Origin of the sequence: Sphingomonas sp. Leaf230, assembly GCF_001421745.1 — a bacterium.
In the GTDB taxonomy this organism is placed as follows: Bacteria; Pseudomonadota; Alphaproteobacteria; order Sphingomonadales; family Sphingomonadaceae; genus Sphingomonas.
Genome location: NZ_LMKW01000011.1, coordinates 108,859 through 132,231, shown reverse-complemented (window position 1 = coordinate 132,231; position 23,373 = coordinate 108,859). Strand labels below are relative to the sequence as shown.

The following is a 23,373-nucleotide window of genomic DNA, read 5'->3' as shown; positions in this document are numbered from 1 at the left end:
GTGGCGTCGCAGCTGAAGCACCTCGTCCACGGCATGGGAACTGCGATGGAGGCGCCGACTTGGCCCGCCATCGCTGCGGACGAGGCCGAGGCGGTGCTGGCGCATTTTCCGGCGGCGGGGCGGATGACCGGGCTACACTGGCATTCCCCGCGCCCCTTCTCCGCCGCGACGCTGGTGCACACGACGAACGGCTCGTTCCTGTTGAAGCGCCACCATCATCGAGTCCGCACGGTCGAAGGGCTGGCAGAGGAACACGCGTTCATCGCGCATCTCGCTGGCACGGGCGTATCGGTGCCCGAAGTGATCGCGACCGCAGGGGGAGCGAGCGCCGTTGCGATGGGGCCTTGGTCGTACGAGTTGCACCGTCAGGCGCCGGGGGAGGATCTGTATCGCGATCGGCTGTCGTGGACGCCGTTCCTTTCGCTCGACCACGCCCATGCCGCCGGCGTAGCGTTAGCGGAAGTGCACGTCGCGGCGCGCGGATTCGCGGCGCCAGCACGACGCCAACACCCTCTGGTCTCGAGTTTTACGATACTCCCTGCCGCCGATCCCGTGGCCGCGGCGAACGCGTATGTCGCCTCCCGCCCTGCGCTGGCCGCGTTCCTTTCCACCCGGCCGTGGCAGGCGCAACTCGCGCGACTGTTCGAGCAGGCCGATAGCGATCTTTCGTCGCTTCTCGCGAAACAAGCGCCGTTGTGGACGCATAACGACTGGCATCCCTCTAATCTTCTCTGGACGCAAGAGGGCGCGGTGCGGACCGTGTTCGACTTCGGGTTGGCGGATCGCACCAATGCCGTTCACGACATCGCGACGGCGATCGAGCGAACGGCGGTGCGCTGGCTGGATCTGGGGCAGGGGGCTGACGATGCGATCGCCGATCCCGAGACGGCGCTGGCGCTGATGGCGGGCTATGCCGAAGTCCTACCGCTGAGCGATGAGAAGATCGCCGCGGTCGTGTCGCTGTTGCCGCTGGTCCATGTCGAATTCGCGCTGTCGGAGGCCGATTACTTCACCGCCGTCGTGGCGGACACCGCGTCCGCCGTCATGGCCTGGGATGATTATCTGATCGACCATGCGGCGTGGTTCTTTTCGCCTCCGGGCCAGGACTTTCTGCGTCGGATCGCGCTGTCATGACGCCGCTAGAGATCGTTGCGGTCGTCGTGAGTTTTGCCGGGATATGGCTGACCGCCAAGCGCAACATGCTGTGCTGGCCAATCAATTTCGTCGCCTGTGCGCTCTACTTCAAGCTGTTCCTCGACGTACGGCTCTATGCGGACATGGTGCTCCAGGCGCTGTTTGCGATCGCGATCGTCTATGGCTGGCTGGCATGGGCGCGCGGCAAGGACGATAAAGGCGATGTCGTCGTGGAGCCTTTGCGGCCATCGCGTGCGCTCGCCAGTCTCGGCGCGGGCGCGGTAGGGGCGTTCGTGATCGGCTGGTTCATGAGCCGTTACACCGACGCGGCATTGCCATGGGCCGACGCGACGCTCAGCAGCTTCAGTCTGGTCGCGCAATATTGGGTCGCGCGACGTCATTCGGCGAACTGGCTGCTATGGATCGCGGTGGACGTCCTGTATATCGAGATGTTCGCCTACAAGGGGCTCATGCTCACGGCCGGCCTGTACGCGGCGATGGTCGTGCTGGCCGTGATCGGATATCGGCGCTGGCAGGCGCGCTCCACCGGCTAGTGTGCGCGAAACGGAGATTGGGCGTTGGTGGACAAAAAGGACTGGGACGGCGACGCGGTCCGCAAATGGCTGGACGCACGGGCGATTGCCGCACGCTCCGAGCAGGTTGTGGCCGAGCGTGGCGGCCGTGAATTGCAGGATGACTGCGACAAGGCATCAGCCGAGGAAATGGTCTGTGCGCTGATGAGCCGGAGGGGCGTAGCGGACAGCCAAGCCGCGTTTGCCGCCGCGCTTGCTGCGCTGTTGGAGCGCAACGAGTATATCTGGCGCGGCGTCTACAACGATACGCGCTTCGACCGGCACGTGCGGTCCTACGCTAGAAAGCTGGTTAAAATGGCGAAGACGAACACCGGGTTCGAGAACGTCGCACATTACCAATAGGCTTCGATAAGGCGGCCCGCTCGATGGAGAGCGGGCCGCCTTAAGATATTAGCGACGGTCGAAGTCGAACCAGCCGCGCTTGGTGCCATCATTATTGTAGGCCGGGCGCGCCGACGACGCGGCTACGGGACGCGTGTCAGGCGACACGAAGATCGAGCGATCCTCGACCGGCGCACGGGTCGTCGTCACGGGGGCGACCGGCGCTACCGGCGTAGCCTTTACCAGCCGCGCATGCTCATGCTCGGCCTCGACCGCGCGCTTTTCGGCGGCGGCGGCGCGGATGTCGGCATCCTTCTTGGCGACCGCATGGGCATCTCGCTCGGCGTGATAGCGCGCCTTCCACTTCTTGCCGCCGGGATGGCTCGCCAATCCGAAAAGCCAGCCGGCGACGAAGATCAGTGCGAGCGCGGCGAATTGCGTAGGCGTGGAAAACAACGGCATCGAAAAACCCTCCTGTTACGGGGGCTCAACGATCCGTTGGCGTTGGGGTTGCTTACCCCTTCAGCAGCGCGTCGGAGATCGAGCAGGCGGCTGGCCCGAGGATGACGACGAACAGCACCGGCAGGATGAACAGGATCAGCGGCACGGTCATGATCGCGGGCAGACGTGCGGCCTTTTCCTCGGCGCGCATCATGCGTTCGTTGCGGAATTCGCCCGACAATACACGCAGTGCAGAGGCAAGCGGTGTGCCGTATTTCTCGGTCTGGATCATCGTCGTCACGACGCCCTTCACCGCGTCGAGCTTCACGCGCAACGCGAAGTTCTCGAATGCGCTGCGGCGGTCGGTCAGGAAGCCCAGCTCAATCGCGGTAAGGGTGAATTCCTCGCCCAGCTCGGGATAAGCACGGCCGAGTTCGCGCGCGACGCGGTGGAACGCGGCATCGACGGTCAGGCCGGCCTCGGCGCAGATCACGAGCAGGTCGAGCGCATCGGGAAGGCCCTTGCGGATCGCATCCGAGCGCTTCTTGATCTTGTTGTCGAGATACAGGTCCGGCGCCTTGTAGCTCAGGATGAAGCTCATCGCGACGAGCCCGTATTTCTTGAGCGGACCCCAGGTCGCGAAACCGTCGGTGCCATAGACCCAGTAGAGCATCGCCCCGCCGATCACGATCGGCAGCACGAGCCGCCCGAAGATTACCGCGGGCGCCCATTCCTTCGAACGGATGCCGGCCTGCATCAGCTTGACCTGGACCGCCTTGACCTGGCTGTCCTGCAGCACCTTCATCGACGACAGGATGCCGCGCATCCGGTCCGCGGTGTCGTTGCGCGTGACCAGTTTGGCGCGGCGCTTGGTCGAGGCGGTGATGCCGGCCTTCAACTGTTCGCGCCGGTCGTTCAGCGCCTTGACGCGCTTCGACATCGGATCGTGTACGGTCGTCACCGCATAGATCGCGATCATCACGGCGAACGCGGCGACGCCCGACAGGATCGTCGCGACCCAGAGTACGTCGACCCCGAGCAGGGTAGGTCCGGCGGTCTCGCCCATCGTCAGTCCCTCAGATCTCGAAGTTGATCATCTTGGCCATGATGAAGGCGCCGATCGCCATCCACGTCATGCCCCCCATGCCGATCATTATCAGCCGCTCGTCGACGAAGAACCGCTGCATGTAGGTGCCATTGATGAACCAGATCAGCCCGAACACGATGAACGGCAGCGCGCCGATGATGTACGCCGACGCCTTCGATTCCGACGACATCGCCTTGATCTTCAGCTTCATCTGGCCGCGCATGCGCAGCACGTTGGCGAGGTTCGCCAGCGTCTCCGCAAGGTTGCCGCCGGTCTCCCGCTGGATCGCGATGGTGATGACGAAGAACTGGAATTCGGGCGTGCCGAGCCGGTCCGCGGTTTCCTGAAGGGCGGCGTCCATCGTCCGCCCGATCTTCATCTTGTCGCTGACCGAGCGGAATTCCTCACCGACCGGGCCGTCGAGTTCCTGGCCGACGACGCCGATCGTCTCGCTGATCGGCAGGCCGGAGCGCAAGCCCCGGACGAGCAGTTCGATCGCATCCGGAAACTTCGCGGTGAACTTGGTGACACGCCGCTTGATCGTCTTGCCGACGACCAGATGCGGCAGGCCGATGCCGACGAACAGGCCGAACAGCAATGCGAGCAGGATCGGCATGCCCTTGAACAGCATGAGTGCGGCGACGACCAAGGCGATCCCCGCGGTCGCCATGCCGTATTGGCCGACGGTCCAGTCTTTGCCCGTCATCGCGAGCCGCTTTGCGAGCTGCACCGGGTTGGGCAGGATGCGACCGAACGCCAGGTCCATCTTAGTGTCGCGGGCATGCGAAATGCGCCGCATGTGCGCGTCCGCCACGGTGATCTCGTCGCCGTGGCGTTCGCGTAACGCCACGAGCCGACGCGATTTCGCGCGGCCCGGCGATGGCCCGGCGAACGCGAACACGATCATCCCCAGCACGATGCTCGCGCCGATCATCACGAGCAGCAACGGCGCCATGCCGGTCATTGTTCGGCGCTCGTCATCTGGGCGTGACCATGCGCGGTCATTTCGCTTTTGCCGGCTTCAGCGTGCGCTTGGTCATGAGCCCGCGGAGTTCGCCGAACTTGCCCATCAACGACCGACCCCTTGATGCCTTCGCACCGTCGAGGCCGCAGTCCGCGACCGCGGCGGCGAGCGCGCTGGCGAGCGCGACGATCGGCGTGATCGTCTTGCTAGCCTTGCCGACCTCGACGATCGGCTTGCCGAGCTTGGCCGACTGCGCCGCGAGCTTCTGGTCGAACGACACGAGGTAGTCGATCTTGCGCTCGATGGAGCCCTCGAAATCCTTGCGGCTGATCTCGAGCTGACCGCCGGTGTGCACGCGGTTGGCGACGACGAACAGCTCGATCTGCGGCGCATTCGTCTTCAACCACGACAGGATACGGATCGTGTCGCGCGCGGCCGCCAGCGTCAGGTCGGTGACGATCACCGCGAGCTTCACGTCGCTGATCAGATGCGGGTGCTGGATCATCATTGCGCGCGGCAGATCGACGACGGTGCATTCGAAAGCCGCGCGCATCTCCTCCTGCAACTGGTAGAAGGCGGAGCCGTCGGTGACCACCGGCGAGCTGATCGGGGCCTCCGCGCTGAGCACCGACAGGTTCTCCGTCGCCTTGACCATCGCGCGTTCGATGAACAGCCCGTCGATGCGGCTCGGGTTCTCGATCGCATCGGTGAGGCCGCGGCCGGGCTCGAGGTCGAGGCTGAGCGCACCCGTGCCGAAATGGACGTCAAGATCTAGCAGTGCGGTCGAGCGCTTCTCCTTGTCGGCGAGCAGCCATGCGATCGAGGTCGCGATCGTCGATGCGCCGACGCCGCCACGCGTGCCGATCACGCCGACCGAGCAATGCGGACGCTCCGGCGATAGGTCGACGGGCTTCGGTGCATTGAGCATCATCTGCGCATGAACGAACGCCTCGCGCAGCATGTCGGGATGGAGCGGCTTCAGGAGGTAATCCTGGATACCGCTCGCGACGAGGTCACGGTACAGGCGAACGTCGTTCACCTGGCCAGCGGCGATCACCACGGTGCCGGGCTCGCAGACTTCGGCAAGCGCGTGGATGTCGTTTAGCGGATCGCCCGACTCGGCGAGATCGACGAACAGGATTTGCGGGGATGCGGCAACCGACAGCGACTGGATCGCGTTGCGCAGTCCGCCCTTGTAGATCTTGTCGACCGACCAGCCGAGTTCGGTCGCGATCGGGCGCAATGCCGCCGCGGTCGTCTCGTCGCAGACATAGGCGGTGAAGGGATCGCGACTGGCGGCGCCAGCGGGCTTCCACGGAGCGTTCATCACTTGCCTCCCGGCGTAGCTGCGGCGAGCGAACCGGCACCGGTCGGCGCTTTCTTGCGGTACGTGTCGATCGCCTTGTACGAGGCGGCGGTATCGGTGGTCTCCGCCCCTTCCTTGCCGCGCACTAGGTCGGCCGGGTTGGCGATCATCGCCGCGAGGTTGCTGTTGATCGCGCAACCGAAGTTGGACGACGTGTTGGATTCGAACTCGTTGGTCGCGTTGCGCGACCAGTCCGGGCAGTGCGGCACCTGCGCGCGCATCCGGCTGACGACCACCCGGATCGATCCCGGCGTGACCGAAGCCGGGGTGACCGGCGCGTCGTCGCTGAGCAACAGGCCATAGCTCGCGACCACCGCGGCGACGTCGCCGTGCGCGGCAGGGCCTTCGCCCGCGGGATCGTCGATGGCTACGCGGTCGCCATAGCCGAGTCGCATCGCGTTCATCCAGCCGGCAAGCCGTTGCTGTTCGCCCGGCGCCAGTGCACCGCCCGACACGCCGAGATCGAGCGCATAGTCGGAGCGGCTGACGACCGGTTGGTGGATCGATTCAAGACCGCGATTCTCGGTACCCATGCATCCGCCGAGCAGCAGCGCGGGGACGAGGGACGCTAACAGGATCGACTTGGTGATCATCGGAAATCCTTGATGCGGTGTTCGCGATCGGCGGGGCAGGGGCCGGCTCAATTCGAGAAACCTGGCGCCGGCACGGCGCCCTTCTTGGTCTTGGCGCCATTCCCGTTGGCAGGGCGCGCGGCGATATCGTCCTCGCTGCGGCGAACGTCGCTACGCGGCATCGGCATGACCGGGGCGGCGGCACCGATCGCCGGTGGAACATAGGAAGGCCGCGCGATCGTCGGCACAGGCCGCTTGCCGCCGCCGGTGGCGCTGAGCGTTCCCAGCAGCACGCGGTCGATATCGGTCGGTGCGCGCGCGCCATCGGTCGGCAGCGCGATGTCGCTGGCGTTGTTGACCGGCTTCACCAGATACGGCGTGATGACGATCACGAGTTCCGTCTCGTTGCGCTGGAACGCGTTCGAGCGGAACAGCGCGCCGATGATCGGCAGGTTCGAAAGGCCCGGCGTCTTGTCGTAGCTGTTGTTGTTGTTGTTCGATAGCAGTCCGCTGATCATCATGCTCTGGCCCGAGCCGAGTTCGACCGTCGTCTCGGTACGACGCGTCGTGATGCCGGGCACGCGCGTACTACTGAGCGTGATCGCGTTGGCATAATCGAGCTGCGAAACCTCCGGACGTACCCGAAGCGAGATTCGACCATCCGACAAGACCGTCGGCGTGTAGGCGAGGCTGATGCCGTATTGCTTATACTCGACCGAGATCGTGCCGAGCGCCTGTGCCAGCGGGATCGGGATTTCGCCACCGGCGAGGAACGTGCCCGTCTCGCCCGACAGCGCAGTCAGGTTCGGGTTGGCGAGCGTCGTCACCTGACCGATTGTCTCACCCAAGTCGATCGCGCCGATGAGGTCGAGCCCGAGCAGCTTGCCGGCAAGGCCGAAGGTAGAGCCTAGCGTCGATTGCGTGACACCGCTTTGAGTGGGGGCAGTAAAGCCTGTCGACAGCGTGCCGCCCGGAAGGAATTGTGTGCTGGCGCCGCGGCCTTGGGCAACGCCAAATTTGAAGCCGCCCGTGCCGTCGCGGCTTTGTATGTTCACCCCGATGTTCTTGATGAAACTCCGAGAGACTTCGGCAATCCGCACTTGCAGATTCACCTGCAAAGGCGTTGCGGTCTTCAGTCGCGACAGGACCTTTGTCGAATCACCGACGAACGCCTGCACCAGCCGCTCGGCTTCGGCGGCATCCTCGGGTGCGGCGACCGTACCCGTGAGCAGGATCAACCCGTTCATCGGCGTCGCGACGACCTGTGCTTCGGGCATTGCGAGCCCGAGCATCTGCTGCACCGAATCGAGGTTGTTGCCGACGCGGATGGTCGAGGCGTAGACGACGCCGCCGCCCTTCGCGGTTGCCGAGATCGTCGTCTCGCCGGTCTTCTTGCCGAACACGTAGAGCTGAGTCGGCGAGCGGACCTGAACGTCGGCGATGGTGTCGTCGGCGACGAACAGGTCGCTCATCGGCCGCGCCAGCGTGACGAGACGTCCGCGACCGGTGTTGACCTGGACGACGGGCAGTCCCGAGGGGGCGGCGTGCGTACGAGCCTGAGCCCGCTGGGCGAGTGCAGGGGCGGAAGGAGCTGCGGTCGCAGCCACCAGCGCGATTGCGAGCGGCCAGCCGATATGGGGCAGGCGGCGCGTCATGGAGATACGCATCTTAATTCTTCCCCCCGACCGGAACGAAGGTCACTGCGTTGCCGCGGGCGACCCGTACTGCCGGGCCTTGCGTCACGACGGTGCCGCCGCCGCTCGGCTGTGGACTGTTCATGACCTGCATCGGTCCACCATTTGGTCCGCCGCCTTCCGGTGGCCGGCCGGGCACCGTGCTGCGCCGATAGCGCGAGACGTCGGCGCCGGTCTGATAGCTGGATGCGCCGGAGATGGGCTGGCTGGCGACCCGCACCAACATCGCCTTCTCGGCTTTCGGGTCGGTGCCGTTGGGCACGCTAACGGCGCCCGACGCGATCGCTTCCTCCAGCTCGGCGGAATTGTCGGCGATCGACCGCAGCGACAATGACAGCGAGCCGAGCGTCTGTGCGAGCGCAACCTGCTCCGCGATCTTCGGCGTCGCCTCGATCGTCACGTTGGAGAAGGTCTTGACCTCGGTCTTGCCGTCGGATCCCACCAGATTGTCGGTACGCTGATCGGTCGCGAGCACGCGGATGTTGCGCAGGATCGTCTCCGACACCTTGAGCGGCTCTCCGTCGCCACCGCCCTTGACCTCCTGTGTAAGGACGAGATCGATCCGGTCGCCCGGGAACACGAACCCGGCGACGGCGGCCTGTGCCGAGACGGGGACGGTGACCGCGCGCATGCCGGGCCCGAGTGCCGCGGCGAGGAACCCGCGATCGCCGGGCTTCACGAGGGCACCCTGCGTCACCGGCTGCCCGGCGGTGATGATGCTGCGCACCACCGTGCCCTGGAGCGATTTCAGGTCGGTCTTGTCGCGGAGGTAATAGGCGTTGTCGACCAGCTCCTTAGGCCAGGGCTGGAACTTCAGCGCCGTGGCGTCGAGGATCGTGCCGACCGGGAGCGAGCGGGTTGCGACCAGAACTTCGGGGCCGTCGATGATCGGCGCGGCGATGGCGGTGGCGCCAGCTTGCGGCGCCGAACTGCCGGCGATCAGCGTTCGGGCGAAGAAGGCCGTGACGGCTGCGACTATAAGCGCGCCGACCAGCAAAATGATCTTGCGTGTATCCATGACTAGATCGTGCCTTTCAGGCGCCGCGAATGTATTTCGACGTTAATCATCACTGAAACTGGTTAAGGAGTGGTTCGCGCAGCGCGAGAAGGCCGGCGATTGCTATTGCGACGCCGTAGGGGACCTCGATCTGACCGGCGTTCTTCTTGGCACGATGCTCGATCATCATCACGAGCGTGACGAGGCCGCCGACGATCGACATCACCATCAGCATCGACAGGAACGCCGGGAACGGCAGCCACAGCGAGAGCGCGACGATCAGCTTAACGTCACCGCCGCCCATCATGCCGAAGTGGAAGGCGAGCAGGAACAGAGCGAAGACGATGAGCGCGACGCCGATCTGCAACGCCATGTCGGGCCACGGATCGAGTCCGTTCGCATACCACCACAGCGGCGCCAGCAGAGCGACCCCCGCGGTCTTCCAGTTCGCGATTTCCCGCGTTCGCGCATCCTGGATACCCGCCGAGACCAGCAGGCCACCGAGCACCAGAATCAAAATTGGAAGAGCAATGTTCCATCCCATCGGCTAGTCCCTAACGGACATGGCTTTCGAAAAAGTAACCGTCCCTGGAGAATTTCGAATGGTGGCACGGGTTTGCGCATGACGATCGATCCGCCGGCGGTGCGTCGGACGATTCCCGACGAAGCGCGCATCGGCTATTGGACCGCGCCAGACGGCTGGAAGTTGCGCCGATTCGACTGGCCTGCGCAGGCGCCACGAGGGCGGATTCTGTTCCAGACGGGGCGTGGCGATATCTTCGAGAAATATCTCGAGACGTTCGCGTACCTGCATGCATCGGGGTGGTCGGTGACGGCGTTCGACTGGCGCGGGCAGGGCGGTTCCGGGCGCTTGTCGAGCGATCCGCATGTCGGCCACGCGAGCGACTATCGCGTCTTCGATGCCGACCTCACGGCGTTCTGGTCGGATTGGAGCGCGGAGGACGCGGGCCACGGCCTGCCACGCATTATACTCGGCCATTCGATGGGCGGGATGATGGTGATGCGCGCGCTGGCCGATCGGTCGATCCAGCCCGATGCGGCGATCCTGGTCGCGCCGATGATCGGGTTGAAGGGGCCGTTCGGCGCGGCCTTCAGCGCACGGATCGCGCGGTGGATCGCCGGCCGCGGCGACCCTGCGCGCGCGGCATGGCGCAGTAACGAGCGGCCGGGATCGGTCGCCTCGCGCCAGTCGCTTTTGACGCACGACGCCGATCGCTACAGCGACGAAGGCTGGTGGCAGGCGGCGCATCCCGACCTCGTGTTGGGTCCGCCGAGCTGGGCGTGGCTCGCACAGGGGTTCGCGGGCGCTGCGGCGCTGGCGACCGATGCGCGGGTCGAGTCGATCGATACGCCCGTGCTGATGCTGATTGCGGAGGCCGACAAGCTGGTCGATCCGCGTGCGGCGCTCCGGCTTGCGGCGCGGCTGCGTAATGCGCAGGTCGTTCGGTTCGGTCCGGAGTCCGCGCATGAGATCCTGCGCGAGGCGGATGGCGTGCGAGATCGGGCGTTGTCGGCGATCGATTCGTTCCTGGCTGCGTGCGTGGCCTGACGGTGACGGGCGTGTACGATGTCGCGATCGTCGGCGCAGGCATGGCGGGGACAAGCTTGGCCGCGGCGATCGGGTCGCAGGCGCGGGTGCTCGTCCTGGAGGCAGAGGACACGCCGGGTTACCACGCAACGGGGCGCTCGGCCGCCTTCTGGTCGGAAACGTACGGCGGACCGGGTATCCAGCCGCTGACCACCGCGTCCGGTCCGTCGTTACGTGCGGGCGGCTATCTTGCTCCGTTGGGCTCGCTCCACATCGGCCGTGCCGAAGACGAATCGGCGATGGACGCGTTTCTTGCCGAGTTCGCGGATAGCGACGTGCGCCTGGACCGAGTCGATCCTGCCGATTCCGTGCCCGGACTGCGTTCCGAATGGACGCTCGGCGTGCAGGAGGCGAGCTGCGCCTATATCGATGTTGCCGCGCTTCATGCCGAAAGCATCGCCACTGCCCGGCGCGCCGGTGCGGACTTCGTCACCGATGCCGCGTTTGCCGGAGCGACGCGCGCCGACGGGATCTGGACGATCGAGACGAAGGCAGGTGCGTTCCAGGCAAGGACGATCGTCAACGCGACCGGGGCCTGGGCGGATACGGTCGCAGCGCGGGCCGGCGTCCGCCCGCTAGGCTTGCAGGCCTATCGCCGGACGATGGTGCAACTGCGTACCGACCCCGGCGCACCCGAAGGGCTGCCGCATATCGCCGACATCGCCGGGCGCTTCTATTTCAAGCCCGAGCCCGGCGGTCGGCTGTGGCTGAGCCCGCATGACGAGACGCCGACGGACCCGTGCGACGCCGCTCCCGAGGAGATCGACGTCGCGATCGCGATCGATCGGTTCGAGCAGGTCGTCGACTGGCGAGTCGCCGCCGTCGAGCGTCGCTGGGCAGGCCTGCGCACATTCGCACCCGATCGCCTGCCGATCTATGGTTTCGACCGCGACGTGCCGGGCTTCTTCTGGTGCGCGGGGCAGGGCGGCTTCGGCATCCAGACCGCCCCCGCGGCTGCGTTGCTCGCCGCCAGCCTGCTGCTCGGCGTTAGTCCGGACCCCGCGGTCGCAGCAATCGACGCCGCACGGTATTCGCCCGAGCGGTTCTAGCTTCTACTTACGCCCGGCAGCGACCGCGGCATCGCTCGCCAGCTTGTCGGCGCGCTCGTTTTCCGGGTGGCCGGCATGACCCTTGACCCACTGCCACTCGATCTTGTGCCGTGCCACCGCCGCCAGCAGCGCGTGCCACAGCTCCGCATTCTTTACCGGCTTCTTGTCGGCGGTCTTCCAGCCGTTGCGCTGCCAGCCCTTCACCCACTTGGTGAGGCCGTCCATCACGTATTTGCTGTCGGTATACAGCGTCACCGCGCATGGCCGGGTCAGCGCGTTGAGCGCCTCGATCGCCGCGGTCATCTCCATCCGGTTGTTGGTCGTCGGCGTCTCGCCGCCCGACAATTCCTTCTCGTGCGCGCCCATGCGGATCACCGCACCCCAGCCGCCCGGCCCGGGATTACCCTTGCACGCGCCGTCGGTGAAGATCTCGACCTTGGTGATGGAAACGGGAGCTTCGTCAGTCATGCAAACAGGTCGTCCTTGAGATACGTCTCGAGCCGCCGCCAATAGGCGAGTGGATCCTTGCGCGTCACCAGCGCATCAGCCGGCGTGTTAAGCCAGTCCCACGCGCGCGTCAGCAGGAACCGCAGGCAGGCGCCCCGCGCCAGGATCGGCAGCGCGGCGCGTTCCGCATCGGACAGCGGGAAGCGGCTGGCATAGCCGTCGATCAGCGCCTTGCCGATCGCCGGGTCGTAATTCTCGCCATTTCCGTCGAACGCCCACGACGTGTGCATCACCGCCAGATCATAGGCGCGAATGTCGGTGCAGGCGAAATAGAAGTCGATCACCCCGGTCACGCGGTCGCCGAGCATCAGCACGTTGTCGGGGAACAGATCCGAATGGATCGCCGCCATCGGCAGGTCGCGCGGCCATTCCGCCAGGACCGCCGTCAATGCCGCCTCGGTCCGGTCGAACAGCCCCGGTTCGATCGTGTCGATGTCGCGGCCGCAGCGCTCCAGGAACGGTCGCCACGTATCCGCGCCGAGCGGGTTGGCGCGGACCTGATCGAACCCTGCGAGGCTCGTGTGCATCTGCCCCATCGCCGCACCCGCCGCAAACGCCTGCCCCGCGGTTGGATGCGATACCGAAACCCCGGTCAGGAACTCGATCAGGCATGCCGATCGCCCGGCGAGCTGCTGGATTGCCGCGCCGTCACGATCGGGCAATGCGCGCGGTACCGGATTGCCGTCGGCCGCAAGATGATCGAGCATGTCGAGGAAGAACGGCAGGTCGTCGGTCGACGTCCGTTCCTCGTACAGCGTCAGGATGAAGCGGTCTGCGGTCGTCTCGACGAGGTAGTTGCTGTTCTGCACGCCCTCTGCGATGCCCTTGGCGGACAGGAGTTCGCCCCGATCGTACCGCTCGAGGAATGCGCCCAGTGCCTCCGCCGACACCTGCGTGTAGACCGCCATGCTAGGCGGCCGCCTCCAGTCCGCGTGGCAGCTTGAACGCGATCGTCTCGCGGTTCGTCTCGACCTCGCGCTCCGACACCGTGAAACGCTCCGACAGCCGATCGACCAGTTCGCGGACCAGCAATTCAGGCGCCGAAGCGCCGGCCGTGATGCCCAGCGTGCCGACGCCCGCCAGGAAATCCCAGTCGAGTTCGCTCGCGCGCTGGATCAGCATCGCCGGCGTACCCTCGCGCTCGGCGACCTCGACCAGCCGCACCGAGTTGGAAGAGTTCGGCGCACCGATCACCAGCACCGCGTCGACGCTGTGCGCGATCGCCTTGACCGCGGTCTGGCGGTTCGACGTCGCGTAGCAGATGTCCTCGCCACGCGGCGGCAGCATCTGCGGAAAGCGGCGCTGCAACGTCGCCACCACCGCGGCGGTATCGTCCACCGACAGCGTCGTCTGCGTCAGGAAGGCGAGATTGGTATGATCGATCGGCATGAACACCTCGGCGTCCTCGACCGTCTCGATCAGCGACATCGCGCCCGCCGGCACCTGGCCGAACGTGCCGATCACCTCGGGATGCCCGGCATGGCCGATGAACACGATATGCCGCCCCTGCGCGACCAGACGCTCGGCCTGGCGGTGCACCTTCGACACCAGCGGGCACGTCGCGTCGAGATATTCGAGCCCGCGATTTTGCGCGTCGAGCGGCACCGACTTCGGCACGCCGTGCGCGGAGAACACCACCGGGGCACCGTCGGGCACCTCGTCCAGTTCCTCGACGAAGATCGCGCCTTGCGCCTTCAGCGTGTCGACGACGAACTTGTTGTGGACGATCTCGTGGCGAACATAGACCGGCGCCCCGTGTTTCTCGATCGCCAGTTCGACGATCCGGATCGCGCGGTCGACGCCTGCGCAAAAGCCTCGGGGTGCTGCGATCAACAGTTCGAGCGGCGGCTTGTCGATTGGGCTCATGATGCCACGCCTCTACGCGATTGCTTGCCTGGACGATAGCCGGTTCCTATGGTGCGCCGCGACAGGGGCCGCTTGCGACATGCGGTGGCCCTTTCGCTCGTTCGAGAAGGTAAGCGTCGCCGTGAAAGCCCCCATCCTAGCCGTTTCTGCGTGTGCGATCTTGTTGAGCGGGTGTGCCGGCAAGGGCGAAGTCGATGCGACCGGCGGCATTTCCGCAGTCCGTTCGGTCTGCCCGCCCGTGGCGATCCCGGCAGCGACCGGCGACATCACGCTGTTCGATCCGGTCACCAGCCGCGACCAGGCGGCGATCGACGTCGCCGGCTTCATGACCAACGTCCGATCGACCTGCGCCGATGCGACCGACCAGGTCGTGACCAACGTGACCTTCGACATCCGCGCCCGCCGGACGCGCACCGAGGCGGCGCGCGACGTGACGTTGCCGTATTTCATCACCGTCGTGCGCGGCGGCAGCGCGGTTGTCGCCAAGCGCATCGGCCGGGTGGCGTTGCACTTTGCCGCCGGACAAGCGCTGGCATCGGCGTCGGCCACGACGACGGCAACGGTATCGCGGGCTGCGGCCACCTTGCCGGAAGACGTTCGGGAGAAACTGACCCGCAAGCGCAAGGCAGGCGATCAGGACGCTGCGGTCGATCCGCTGAGCACGCCGGAAGTTCGCCAGGCCGTGCTGCGTGCGAGCTTCGAGGCGCTGGTCGGGTTCCAGCTCACCGACGATCAGTTGAAGTATAACGCCACGCGCTGAGCACGTCGGGCGGGCTATCGCCCACGGCATTGCCGGAACGAAAGTACGGCCCCCTCTTCGCATGAAGAGGGGGCCGTAATCTTACTTGTCGCTGCGGACCAGTTCGGTCGCGGCGAGGTGTTCTGCGAGGAACCACACCTGCGGCTCGTGTGTGCGGATGATGTTGCTCACCAGCAGATCGTTGGTGCCGTCGTCGCCCGATTCGTCGGCAGCTTCGGCGCCTTCATGGGCCTGACGCAGGATGATCTCATGCGCTTCGAGCAGGCGCGCAAGCTGCGTCGGGACGTCTTCGCGACCCTTGGGCGGGCGGGGGATCGTCGTCATCTCCGCAACATCGTGCGACATCGCGATCGAGATACCGCCAAGCGCCATGATCCGTTCGGCGATGAGATCGACGAGTGCCGCCTGCTCCTCGTAGTGCTTGTCGAGCAGCAGATGCAGTTGATAGAAGGTCGCGCCCGACATCTGCCAGTGATGCTTCTTGTACATGTCGCGGATCGTCATCGTGTCCGCGAGCACCTGGTTAAGCGTCGCGACGCTCTGGGCACGGGCATTGTCCTCAAGTGCGATCGGGAGTTTCTTCAGCGTCCCATAAGGCTGGATCTCGCGATATTCGACCTTGTACTGTGGCTGTGCCTCGACCGATACATCGGTGTCCGTCTTGATCAGCTTCGCGGGTTTCTTCGCCATTCGGAATTCCTGTCTGTTCGGGTGAACTCGACCGGCATAACGCACGAACGGACGGATCGACAGCAGATCAAATCCTCGTTCAGCGTGATCGTCAGAACCGACCTGCTCTTGACTGGACGGCGTCGGCGAAGGAAGCGGGCGCGGTAACGTGTTGGGAGTTGAGGATGACGGAAGCACCGCTGGTCGCAGGTATCGAACTTGGCGGCACCAAATGCATCTGCATTCTTGCGCGCGGACCCGACCAGATCGAAGAAACCGTGCGGATCCCGACGACCCGCCCCGAAGAGACGCTGGCGGCGATCGAGGCGGTACTCGATCGCTGGAGCGGGTTCGTGGCGATCGGTATCGCGAGCTTCGGGCCGGTTTCGATCGATCGCCATTCGGGCGATTACGGCCATATCACCTCGACGCCGAAGCCGGGCTGGGCCGGGACCGACATCGCGGGACGGCTGAGCCGGCGCTACGGCGTGCCCACGGGTTTCCATAGCGACGTGGTCGGCGCGGCGCTGGCCGAAGCATTCTGGGGGGCGGCGAAGGGCCTGCCGGACATCGCCTATGTCACGGTCGGCACGGGCGTCGGCGCCGGCATGATCGCGGGCAACCGTCCGGTCGATGGCCTCACGCACTCGGAACTCGGCCACATCCGCCCCGCTCGGTTCCAGGGTGACGACTGGATCGGCAATTGCCCATTCCACGGCGCGTGCATCGAGGGACTGGTAGCGGGACCCGCCATCGCGGCACGGATCGGCTTCCCCGCCGACGAAGTGCCTGCCGAGCATCCGGTTTGGGATAACGTCGCCGACGCGCTCGGGCAGCTTTGCCACACGCTCGTGCTCACCGGCATCCCGCGGCGGATCGTGATGGGCGGCGGCGTGATGGGGGCGTCGCACCTGTTTCCGCGGGTCCGGGCGGCGATGACGCGGAGCCTCGGCGGGTACATCACGCTGCCCGAGGTCGCGCTCGTCGATACGTTCATCGTGCCGCCTGCGTTAGGCAACAACGCCGGGCCGCTCGGCGCAATCGTGCTGGGCGCTCAAGCACTTGGACATAAGTTACAAACATCGTTCACAGCGTCTTAACTGCTTTAGGTTACTATCCTTCGTAACGATGAAGGCACTTGGCGTACCGCAAGGCACGGATGCGGTGGCCAGTGAGGAACTGTATCGATGCGCATTCTGATCGTGGACGACGAGCCAGCGATGCATGACAGCTACCGGCGCAGCTTCGCCGGTCAGCGATCGGAGAGCGGCGAGGCGCTCGGCGCGATGGCGGCGGACCTGTTTGGCGGGAACGCCAGTGAGCTCCGCCGCGGGGACATCGCCGGCTTCGCGCTGACGCATGCGCATCAAGGGCTGGACGCGGTCGCGGACGTCGCGCGGGCGTTGGCGGACGGCGAACCGTTCGCAGTCGCGTTCATCGATATCCGCATGCCGCCGGGTATAGACGGGCGCGAGACGGCGCAGCGCATCCGGGCGCTCGATCCGGAGATCAACCTCGTCATCGTCACCGGTTTTTCCGATTTCTCACCGATCGAGATCAGCAAGGTTGCCGGACCCGCCGACAAGATTTTCTACATCGCCAAGCCGTTCGAGGTCGCCGAGGTGACACAGACCGCGACGGCGCTTGCGAAACGGTGGGAAATCGATCGCGAGTTGAAGGCGGCCCGCGTCACGCTGGCCGCGCAGGTTGTTCAACTCGAAGAGCAGAGCGCTGAGCTTGCGGCGAACGAGAGTCGCGCGGTGCATATGGCCACGCATGACTCGCTGACCGACGCGCCGAACCGGCTCGCGTTCCTGCGCGCGCTTGCCGAGCGGACGCGTGCGGCGGGACTGTTCGCGACGGTCATGGTCGATCTGGATCGCTTCAAGCTGGTCAACGATACGCTTGGCCATCTGGCAGGCGACGCGCTGATCCGTGAGATCTGCACGATCCTGCAACGATCGGCGCCGGAGGGAGCATTGGTGGCCCGGCTCGGCGGCGATGAGTTCGGCATCCTGTTCGAGACGTCCGGTGAGGCGGCGGGCGTCATGGCGTGCGAGCGTGTCGTCGCGGCGTGCTCGGTCAGCCTGCAGGTGTTCGGCAATTCGGTGCAGGGCGGGGCGTCGGCGGGCGTGGTTGTCAGCGAGGGTGGGCAGGGCCGCGATCCGGTGGATGTCATGCGACGGTCCGATCTCGCGCTTAACGACGCCAAGCGTGGTGGGCGAGGGATCGTCCGCCTGTTCGACGAGAGCATGGACGAAGGCATCCGTTTTCGCCGGCGGGTCGAGGGTGGGCTGAGCCAGGCGATTGCGAAGGGCGAACTGAGCCTGGTCTATCAACCGATCGTATCGCGCGACGCGGTCGAGGTGATCGGTTTCGAGGCGCTCATCCGCTGGAACACCGACGAATATGGCGCGATGAGCCCGAGCACGTTCATCCCGATCGCCGAGGAATCGAACCTGATCCACGAGCTTGGCGACTGGGTACTGGGCGAAGCGCTCGACGTCCTGAAGCAATGGCCCGGCCAGTATGTCTCGGTCAATTTCTCGCCGCGCCAGTTTCGCCGACACAATTTCGTCAGGCACATCATGGAGAGCGTCGAGCGCGCGGGGATCGAGCCCGCGCGATTGCAGATCGAGATTACCGAGACCGCGATCTTCGACGATGCCGAACGGGCGGCGGAAACGCTCTACAAGCTGCGCCAGATGGGGTTTCGGATCGCGCTCGACGATTTCGGGACGGGCTATTCGAGCCTCTACAACATCCGCAAGTTCGCGCTCGATTGCCTGAAGATCGACCGTTCGTTCATCGACGGTATGGGTAGGGAGCGCGAAAGCGCGGCGATCGTGCATTCGATCATCCATCTCGGTCGCGCGCTGGGGCTGGGCGTGATTGCGGAAGGCGTCGAGACCGACGCGCAGGTCCAGGCGCTCAAGCTGGCCGGGGCGAGCCACTTCCAGGGGTATTTCTACTCGCGACCGGTTGCGGCGGATGTCGCACTCGGCATGGCAAACGCGCGCTATCTCGGCGGCGAAGACGATGTGGCGGGTGACGGGCCAATGGCACCGCGGCAATTGGGCAACGGAATGCTGAACTGATGCCGACGGTCGGGATGGGTCGCGTCCCGGCGACGCTCGGCCGGCAATTCGGCAAGATGCGGCGGCCTGCGTCGCTCGGTGCGAAACTCGTGCTGATCATGACGGGCGTGGCACTGTGCGGGACGGTCGCGATCACGGTGTTGCTGGCGTCGATCATCACGCCGAGTTTTACCAAGCTGGAAGACGCGGCGATCGCGGGGCAGGTCGAACGGACCCGCGCGATGCTGACCAGATACGCTGCAGAGGTCCAGGCGGAGGCACGAGATCGCCGAGATGTACCGAAGCTGTCTGGAGCTCGGCTTGCGCCCAATAGTCGCGCTGCGCCGGTCACGCGATTACTCCCCGCAGATGGTCTCGCCGAGATTGCCGTGGACGGGCGTATCGCCCTCGCTGAATGGAGTGGATCGTCAGGTTCGAGTCTGCGGGGGCCGTGGGTATCGCTGCTCGATCGTACCGACTTCGCACGCGTGCTTGGCGATCGGCGCTCGACTCGGTTCTATGCGCGGCTGGGGAATAGTGTCGCAGCGGTAGGTGTCGCGCGAATGGGGGGGGCGAGCGGCGTGGATGCCGGGCAAGGCTATATCGCTGTCGCGCGCGTGATAACTGCCAAGCAGATTTCCGAAGCTTTGGGTGTCGACGCGACATTAGATGTCGGTTCCAGCAGTTCGAGGGTGGCGACCTATCAAGGGTCGAGAGCGGCAATTGCCGTGCCACTGATCGGCGCCGATGGGCGCGCCGTGGCCACGGTTCGGTTTGCCGTGCCAAGTGATGCAACGCGGCTCGGCAGGCGCGTGCTGGTGTTTGCGATCGTGGGATCGATCGTGCTTCTGCTGTTCGTGCTCATCGTGCTGCGTCGTCTCATTGCGCAACTCGTGTTGCGTCCGTTGCTGCGTATCGAGAATCATATGCGGCGGGTTCGCGCGTCGGGATCTCTCACCCTGCTCGAAGAGGATGAGCGGCGCGACGAGATCGGTTCGCTCGGGCGCAACTTCAACGCGATGTTGCAGCAATTGAAGGATCTGCGCGAACAGATCGGCGTGCAGTCGTTCGATCTCGGGCGGAGCGAAAGTGCGGTGGCGGTGATGCACAACGTCCGCAACGCGCTGAACCCGATCAGCACGATCCTCAGCCGCGAGATCGCGCAGGTGCCGCCGATCGATCGCGCCACGCTCGATCGGGCGATCGAGGAACTCGCTCGTGGCGACGTTTCGGACGAACGCCGCGCAAAGCTTGCCGCGTTCGTCTCCGCAGCCATCGACGCGGACGCCGCCAACCGCGAATCCACCCGTCACGAACTCAGCATCGGCCGCGAGGCGATGGGGCATGTGCTCGAGATCATCGGGCAGCAGCAGCAGGGCGCGCACGAACGTCCGGCGTTGGAGATATGCGACGTCACCGCGATCATCGCGCGTAACGCGACGATCGTCCGCTATCTGGACGGCGCATCGATCGCGTTCGGGTTTCCCGCAGGACCCAATCTGGTAATGGCGAACCGGCTGATCCTGAGCCAGGTGATCGGCAATCTGTTCGCCAATGCCGCCGAGTCGATCGTCGCGCGGGGGACCGGCAGCGGATCGATCGTTACCACCATCGAGCAGGTCGACGGCCGCGTGGCGATCGAGATTCGCGACGATGGCGAGGGGATCACGCCCGAGGTCGCAACGACGCTGTTCCACCGGGGCTTCTCGACGCGCGCGCACAAGTCTGGCGGGCTGGGGCTGCACTGGTGTGCCAATTCGGTGAACGCGATGCAGGGTTCGCTGCGTCTGGAGAGCGAAGGGCCGGGGCAGGGCGCTGTCGCGATCCTGACGTTGCTGGCGCCAGATGCGGGGGTCGCCGACGTCAGTTGAAGCTACAACAGGCTTGGCTGCACTTCGTCGTCCTCGCCCATGATGCCCGACAACGTCAGCCCTAGCAGGCGCACGCCGCCTGGTACGGGCAATTGCGCGATCAGCAGGTCGAGGCCTGCCGCGAGGAATGCGGCCTTGTCCGTCACCGGGGCCTGTGACGATCGTGCGCGCGTGATCGTGCGGAAGTCGGCGTGACGCAGCTTGAGCGTGACCGTGCGACCACGCGTACCGTGCCGTTCGATCCGCACCCACGCGGCATCCGCCACCCGGTGCAACGCCGCGCGCAGATCCTCCGCGGTCGTCAGGTTCGTCTCGAACGTCCGTTCTGCGCCGACCGACTTGGCGGCACGGTTGACGCGCACGGGTCGGTGATCGATGCCGCGCGCCGCACCGTAGAGATAGTCCGCATAGCTGCCGAAATGCGCCTGAAGGAACGCGAGCGTCATGCCGTAGAGGTCCGCACCGGTGAGGATGCCGAGCCGCTCCATCTTTTGCGCGGTCACCGGCCCGACACCGTGGAAGCGCTTGACCGGCAGCGACTGGACGAACGCCGCGCCGCGCTTCGGCGTGATGATGCAAATGCCGTCGGGCTTGTTCTGGTCCGACGCAAGCTTGGCGATGAACTTGTTGTAACTCACCCCGGCGGACGCGGTGAGACCGGTGTCGGCCTTGATCCGAGCACGGATTTCCTCCGCGATCGCGGCGGCCGTGCCGAGCCCGCGGATATCTTCGGTGACGTCGAGATACGCCTCGTCGAGCGACAGCGGCTCGATCAGGTCGGTATAGTCGGCGAAGATCGCGCGAATCCGGTCCGAGACTTCGCGGTACACGTCGAACCGAGGGGGCACGAACACGAGGTCGGGACATTTTCGGATCGCGGTGACCGACGGCATCGCGCTGCGAACGCCGAACGCGCGCGCCTCGTAGCTTGCCGCCGCCACTACGCCCCGCGCGCGCGATCCGCCGACCGCCACCGGGCGGCCCTTCAGCGAGGGATCGTCGCGCTGTTCGACCGACGCGTAGAAGGCGTCCATGTCGACATGGATCACCTTGCGCTGCGCCGGCGGCTGGGTAGGAGGAGCGGCCATCGTCATCCCAGATAGGGCGGCAGGGCGCGACGATACAGGGCATTGACGCAACCAAACCGCGCGCCACGCATATCAGTCGGCAACGGACGAAGGGACACCGATGCAGGTTGGGACGGAGTGCTGGCGGATCGAACGCGCCGAGCGGATGGCGGTGATCGTCGATGCGGCGGACTATTTCCGGACGGCGCGCGTCGCGATGCTGGGAGCGAAGCGCCGCATCCTGCTGATCGGCTGGGACTTCGATGCGCGTATTTCGCTCGAGCCCGGCGTCGATCGGCCGGGCGAACCCAAGACCCTGGGCGCGTTCATGCACTGGCTGGTCGAGCGCGAACCCGACCTCGAGATCTTCGTGCTGCGCTGGGATACCGGGGCGATCAAGTCGCTGTTCCGCGGGTCGACGCTGTTTACGATGATCAAGTGGATGCAGCACAAGCGGATCCATACCAAGCTCGACGGGCATCACCCGACCGCGGCGTCGCATCACCAGAAGATCGTCATCATCGACGATGCGCTGGCGTTCTGCGGCGGGATCGACATGACCGGCGACCGCTGGGACACGCGCGAACACCGTGACGGCGATCCGCACCGTGTCCAGCCATCGGGCAAGCCGTACAAGCCGTGGCACGACGCGATCAGCGCGGTGCAGGGCCCCGTCGCGCATGCGCTGGGGGAGCTGTTCCGGCGGCGCTGGCGGCTGGCGGGGGGCAAGCCGTTGGCGGCAGGCGTGCCGGGCGGGACGTTCTGGCCTGAGGGACTCGCGGTTGATTTCCGCGACGTCGATGTCGGCATCGCGCGGACGGAGCCGGAGATGTCGGACCAGGCGCCGGTGTACGAGAGCGAGGCGCTGTTCCTGGGGCAGATCGCTCGCGCGAAGAAGCATCTGTATATCGAGAGCCAGTATTTCGCGTCGCGTAAGGTGGCGGAGGCGGTAGCGCGGCGGCTCGACGAGGCGGATGGGCCAGAGATCGTCATCATCAACCCGACCGTGGCGCAGGGGTGGCTGGAGCCGCTGGCGATGGATACCGCGCGGGCGCGGTTGATGGAGGCGCTGCACCGGCGCGACACGCACCGGCGGCTGCGGATGTATCATCCGTACACCAAGGACGGGGCGCCGATCTATTGCCACGCAAAGATCCTGATTGCGGACGACGACGTGTTCCGGTTGGGGTCTTCGAACGTCAACAACCGGTCGTTGCGGCTCGATACCGAGTGTGACCTGGCGATCCGGGCTGGCGACGCTGCGACCTCGAAGGCTGTTGCGGCCATCCGGGACGGGTTGCTCGCGGAGCACCTCGGCGTCGCGGTGGAGGTGGTCAGTGCGATGATCGCCGAGACCGACTCGTTGATCGAGACGATCGAGCGGTTGCGTCAGGAACAGGTCGGCGTGAGCAAGACGCTGCGGTGTTACGAGGTGCCCGATCTGACTGCGGTCGAGGCTTGGTTGGCGGATAACGAGGTGCTCGATCCGGAGGGGCCTCAGGAGATGTTCGAGTCGCTCAGCAAGCGGGGGCTGTTTCGGCGGTGGCGGCGTAAGACTTAGAACGAGTTCCAGTATCCTCCCCCGCCAAGGGGGAGGTGGCGCCGTAGGCGACGGAGGGGGAGGATGCGGAACGGAGGTTTCCCTTTCCTTCCCCTCCGTCTGGCAAGGGCCAGCCACCTCCCCCTGGCGGGGGAGGATGAGAGGGGCAGCTTCGCACCCCATACGTAG

23 protein-coding genes are annotated in these 23,373 nt (G+C 65.7%); 10 read left to right on the top strand and 13 right to left on the bottom strand.

All coding sequences use genetic code 11. From position 1 onward, the window contains the following. From ASE82_RS14850 to ASE82_RS14840, 3 genes are read left to right on the top strand one after another with little or no spacing between them, the layout of a single operon-like run. Positions 1-1,134 (top strand): phosphotransferase enzyme family protein, encoded by a 1,134-nt coding sequence (locus ASE82_RS14850; protein ID WP_056065000.1) that lies wholly within the window; start codon positions 1-3, stop codon positions 1,132-1,134. Beyond that, positions 1,131-1,688 (top strand): nicotinamide riboside transporter PnuC, encoded by a 558-nt coding sequence (gene pnuC / locus ASE82_RS14845; protein WP_056064998.1) that lies wholly within the window; start codon positions 1,131-1,133, stop codon positions 1,686-1,688. The genes ASE82_RS14850 and pnuC overlap by 4 nt, the downstream gene beginning before the upstream one ends. Before the next feature lie 27 nt (positions 1,689-1,715). Beyond that, complete coding sequence (locus ASE82_RS14840) at positions 1,716-2,069, top strand: hypothetical protein (RefSeq protein ID WP_235524754.1); 354 nt, start codon at positions 1,716-1,718, stop codon at positions 2,067-2,069. Positions 2,070-2,117: 48 nt separating this feature from the next. On the opposite strand, the gene ASE82_RS14835 is transcribed toward ASE82_RS14840, so the two are convergent. Genes ASE82_RS14835 through ASE82_RS14800 form a run of 8 tightly spaced genes read right to left on the bottom strand, consistent with a single transcriptional unit; the run spans position 2,118 to position 9,713 of the window. Continuing rightward, positions 2,118-2,510, bottom strand: a complete 393-nt coding sequence (locus ASE82_RS14835) for a hypothetical protein (RefSeq protein WP_056064994.1) — start codon at positions 2,508-2,510, stop codon at positions 2,118-2,120. A 52-nt stretch (positions 2,511-2,562) separates the two neighbouring features. Next, on the bottom strand, positions 2,563-3,555 hold the full coding sequence (locus tag ASE82_RS14830; RefSeq protein ID WP_056064991.1) for a type II secretion system F family protein: 993 nt from the start codon (positions 3,553-3,555) through the stop codon (positions 2,563-2,565). Between the two features lie 10 nt (positions 3,556-3,565). After that, positions 3,566-4,531, bottom strand: a complete 966-nt coding sequence (locus ASE82_RS14825) for a type II secretion system F family protein (protein WP_056065440.1) — start codon at positions 4,529-4,531, stop codon at positions 3,566-3,568. 46 nt (positions 4,532-4,577) lie between these two features. Further along, positions 4,578-5,867, bottom strand: a complete 1,290-nt coding sequence (locus ASE82_RS14820) for an AAA family ATPase (protein WP_056064990.1) — start codon at positions 5,865-5,867, stop codon at positions 4,578-4,580. Next, positions 5,867-6,499, bottom strand: a complete 633-nt coding sequence (locus tag ASE82_RS14815; RefSeq protein ID WP_056064987.1) for a CpaD family pilus assembly protein — start codon at positions 6,497-6,499, stop codon at positions 5,867-5,869. The genes ASE82_RS14820 and ASE82_RS14815 overlap by 1 nt, the downstream gene beginning before the upstream one ends. A gap of 47 nt (positions 6,500-6,546) precedes the next feature. Continuing rightward, positions 6,547-8,145, bottom strand: a complete 1,599-nt coding sequence (locus tag ASE82_RS14810) for a type II and III secretion system protein family protein (RefSeq protein ID WP_056064985.1) — start codon at positions 8,143-8,145, stop codon at positions 6,547-6,549. Between the two features lies 1 nt (position 8,146). Continuing rightward, on the bottom strand, positions 8,147-9,190 hold the full coding sequence (gene cpaB, locus ASE82_RS14805; protein WP_056064983.1) for a Flp pilus assembly protein CpaB: 1,044 nt from the start codon (positions 9,188-9,190) through the stop codon (positions 8,147-8,149). Between the two features lie 49 nt (positions 9,191-9,239). Further along, positions 9,240-9,713 (bottom strand): A24 family peptidase, encoded by a 474-nt coding sequence (locus ASE82_RS14800; RefSeq protein ID WP_056064981.1) that lies wholly within the window; start codon positions 9,711-9,713, stop codon positions 9,240-9,242. A 78-nt stretch (positions 9,714-9,791) separates the two neighbouring features. Here ASE82_RS14800 and ASE82_RS14795 point away from each other — a divergent pair, with 78 nt between their 5' ends. After that, the gene (locus ASE82_RS14795) at positions 9,792-10,739 is read left to right on the top strand and encodes an alpha/beta fold hydrolase (protein WP_056064979.1); all 948 of its coding nucleotides are present in this window, start codon (positions 9,792-9,794) and stop codon (positions 10,737-10,739) included. Then, on the top strand, positions 10,727-11,827 hold the full coding sequence (locus ASE82_RS14790; protein ID WP_268795436.1) for an NAD(P)/FAD-dependent oxidoreductase: 1,101 nt from the start codon (positions 10,727-10,729) through the stop codon (positions 11,825-11,827). Before ASE82_RS14795 ends, ASE82_RS14790 begins: the two co-directional genes overlap by 13 nt. A gap of 3 nt (positions 11,828-11,830) precedes the next feature. Here ASE82_RS14790 and rnhA read toward each other — a convergent pair whose 3' ends face one another. From rnhA to ispH, 3 genes are read right to left on the bottom strand one after another with little or no spacing between them, the layout of a single operon-like run. Then, a complete protein-coding gene (rnhA, locus tag ASE82_RS14785; RefSeq protein WP_056064977.1) occupies positions 11,831-12,295 on the bottom strand; it encodes a ribonuclease HI in 465 nt (154 codons plus the stop codon). After that, positions 12,292-13,242 (bottom strand): homoserine kinase, encoded by a 951-nt coding sequence (gene thrB / locus ASE82_RS14780; protein WP_056064975.1) that lies wholly within the window; start codon positions 13,240-13,242, stop codon positions 12,292-12,294. The genes rnhA and thrB overlap by 4 nt, the downstream gene beginning before the upstream one ends. A gap of 1 nt (position 13,243) precedes the next feature. Next, positions 13,244-14,200, bottom strand: coding sequence for a 4-hydroxy-3-methylbut-2-enyl diphosphate reductase (gene ispH, locus ASE82_RS14775; protein ID WP_056064973.1), 957 nt, complete (start codon positions 14,198-14,200; stop codon positions 13,244-13,246). Between the two features lie 157 nt (positions 14,201-14,357). Between ispH and ASE82_RS14770 the strand changes: the two genes are divergently transcribed. Next, complete coding sequence (locus ASE82_RS14770) at positions 14,358-14,960, top strand: hypothetical protein (protein ID WP_056065434.1); 603 nt, start codon at positions 14,358-14,360, stop codon at positions 14,958-14,960. A gap of 81 nt (positions 14,961-15,041) precedes the next feature. On the opposite strand, the gene ASE82_RS14765 is transcribed toward ASE82_RS14770, so the two are convergent. After that, positions 15,042-15,650, bottom strand: a complete 609-nt coding sequence (locus ASE82_RS14765; protein ID WP_056064971.1) for a Dps family protein — start codon at positions 15,648-15,650, stop codon at positions 15,042-15,044. Positions 15,651-15,814: 164 nt separating this feature from the next. On the opposite strand from ASE82_RS14765, the gene ASE82_RS14760 reads away from it, so the two are divergent. The 3 genes from ASE82_RS14760 to ASE82_RS14750 all read left to right on the top strand — a co-directional run bounded on the left by ASE82_RS14760 (position 15,815) and on the right by ASE82_RS14750 (position 20,577). Further along, positions 15,815-16,729, top strand: a complete 915-nt coding sequence (locus tag ASE82_RS14760; protein ID WP_056064969.1) for an ROK family protein — start codon at positions 15,815-15,817, stop codon at positions 16,727-16,729. An 87-nt stretch (positions 16,730-16,816) separates the two neighbouring features. Further along, complete coding sequence (locus tag ASE82_RS14755; RefSeq protein ID WP_082441541.1) at positions 16,817-18,727, top strand: putative bifunctional diguanylate cyclase/phosphodiesterase; 1,911 nt, start codon at positions 16,817-16,819, stop codon at positions 18,725-18,727. Then, entirely contained in the window at positions 18,727-20,577 is a 1,851-nt protein-coding gene (locus tag ASE82_RS14750; RefSeq protein ID WP_235524734.1) for a sensor histidine kinase, read from the top strand. Before ASE82_RS14755 ends, ASE82_RS14750 begins: the two co-directional genes overlap by 1 nt. Positions 20,578-20,579: 2 nt before the next feature. Here the strand turns inward: ASE82_RS14750 and dinB are convergent, their stop codons facing one another. Further along, positions 20,580-21,665, bottom strand: coding sequence for a DNA polymerase IV (gene dinB, locus ASE82_RS14745; RefSeq protein WP_056064967.1), 1,086 nt, complete (start codon positions 21,663-21,665; stop codon positions 20,580-20,582). A 100-nt stretch (positions 21,666-21,765) separates the two neighbouring features. On the opposite strand from dinB, the gene ASE82_RS14740 reads away from it, so the two are divergent. Then, positions 21,766-23,205 carry a phospholipase D-like domain-containing protein gene (locus ASE82_RS14740; protein WP_056064966.1) on the top strand — a complete coding sequence of 480 codons (1,440 nt, stop codon included), beginning with the start codon at positions 21,766-21,768 and terminating at the stop codon, positions 23,203-23,205. The last annotated feature ends 168 nt before the right edge of the window (positions 23,206-23,373 follow it).

Coding starts and splice junctions, on each gene's coding strand:
- pnuC (WP_056064998.1), top strand. CDS start 1,131: ATGACGCCGCTAGAGATCGTTGCGGTCGTCGTGAGTTTTGCCGGGATA.
- ASE82_RS14835 (WP_056064994.1), bottom strand. CDS start 2,510: ATGCCGTTGTTTTCCACGCCTACGCAATTCGCCGCGCTCGCACTGATC.
- ASE82_RS14830 (WP_056064991.1), bottom strand. CDS start 3,555: ATGGGCGAGACCGCCGGACCTACCCTGCTCGGGGTCGACGTACTCTGG.
- ASE82_RS14825 (WP_056065440.1), bottom strand. CDS start 4,531: ATGGCGCCGTTGCTGCTCGTGATGATCGGCGCGAGCATCGTGCTGGGG.
- ASE82_RS14820 (WP_056064990.1), bottom strand. CDS start 5,867: ATGAACGCTCCGTGGAAGCCCGCTGGCGCCGCCAGTCGCGATCCCTTC.
- ASE82_RS14815 (WP_056064987.1), bottom strand. CDS start 6,499: ATGATCACCAAGTCGATCCTGTTAGCGTCCCTCGTCCCCGCGCTGCTG.
- ASE82_RS14810 (WP_056064985.1), bottom strand. CDS start 8,145: ATGCGTATCTCCATGACGCGCCGCCTGCCCCATATCGGCTGGCCGCTC.
- cpaB (WP_056064983.1), bottom strand. CDS start 9,190: ATGGATACACGCAAGATCATTTTGCTGGTCGGCGCGCTTATAGTCGCA.
- ASE82_RS14800 (WP_056064981.1), bottom strand. CDS start 9,713: ATGGGATGGAACATTGCTCTTCCAATTTTGATTCTGGTGCTCGGTGGC.
- ASE82_RS14795 (WP_056064979.1), top strand. CDS start 9,792: ATGACGATCGATCCGCCGGCGGTGCGTCGGACGATTCCCGACGAAGCG.
- rnhA (WP_056064977.1), bottom strand. CDS start 12,295: ATGACTGACGAAGCTCCCGTTTCCATCACCAAGGTCGAGATCTTCACC.
- thrB (WP_056064975.1), bottom strand. CDS start 13,242: ATGGCGGTCTACACGCAGGTGTCGGCGGAGGCACTGGGCGCATTCCTC.
- ispH (WP_056064973.1), bottom strand. CDS start 14,200: ATGAGCCCAATCGACAAGCCGCCGCTCGAACTGTTGATCGCAGCACCC.
- ASE82_RS14765 (WP_056064971.1), bottom strand. CDS start 15,650: ATGGCGAAGAAACCCGCGAAGCTGATCAAGACGGACACCGATGTATCG.
- ASE82_RS14760 (WP_056064969.1), top strand. CDS start 15,815: ATGACGGAAGCACCGCTGGTCGCAGGTATCGAACTTGGCGGCACCAAA.
- ASE82_RS14755 (WP_082441541.1), top strand. CDS start 16,817: ATGCGCATTCTGATCGTGGACGACGAGCCAGCGATGCATGACAGCTAC.
- ASE82_RS14750 (WP_235524734.1), top strand. CDS start 18,727: ATGCCGACGGTCGGGATGGGTCGCGTCCCGGCGACGCTCGGCCGGCAA.
- dinB (WP_056064967.1), bottom strand. CDS start 21,665: ATGGCCGCTCCTCCTACCCAGCCGCCGGCGCAGCGCAAGGTGATCCAT.
- ASE82_RS14740 (WP_056064966.1), top strand. CDS start 21,766: ATGCAGGTTGGGACGGAGTGCTGGCGGATCGAACGCGCCGAGCGGATG.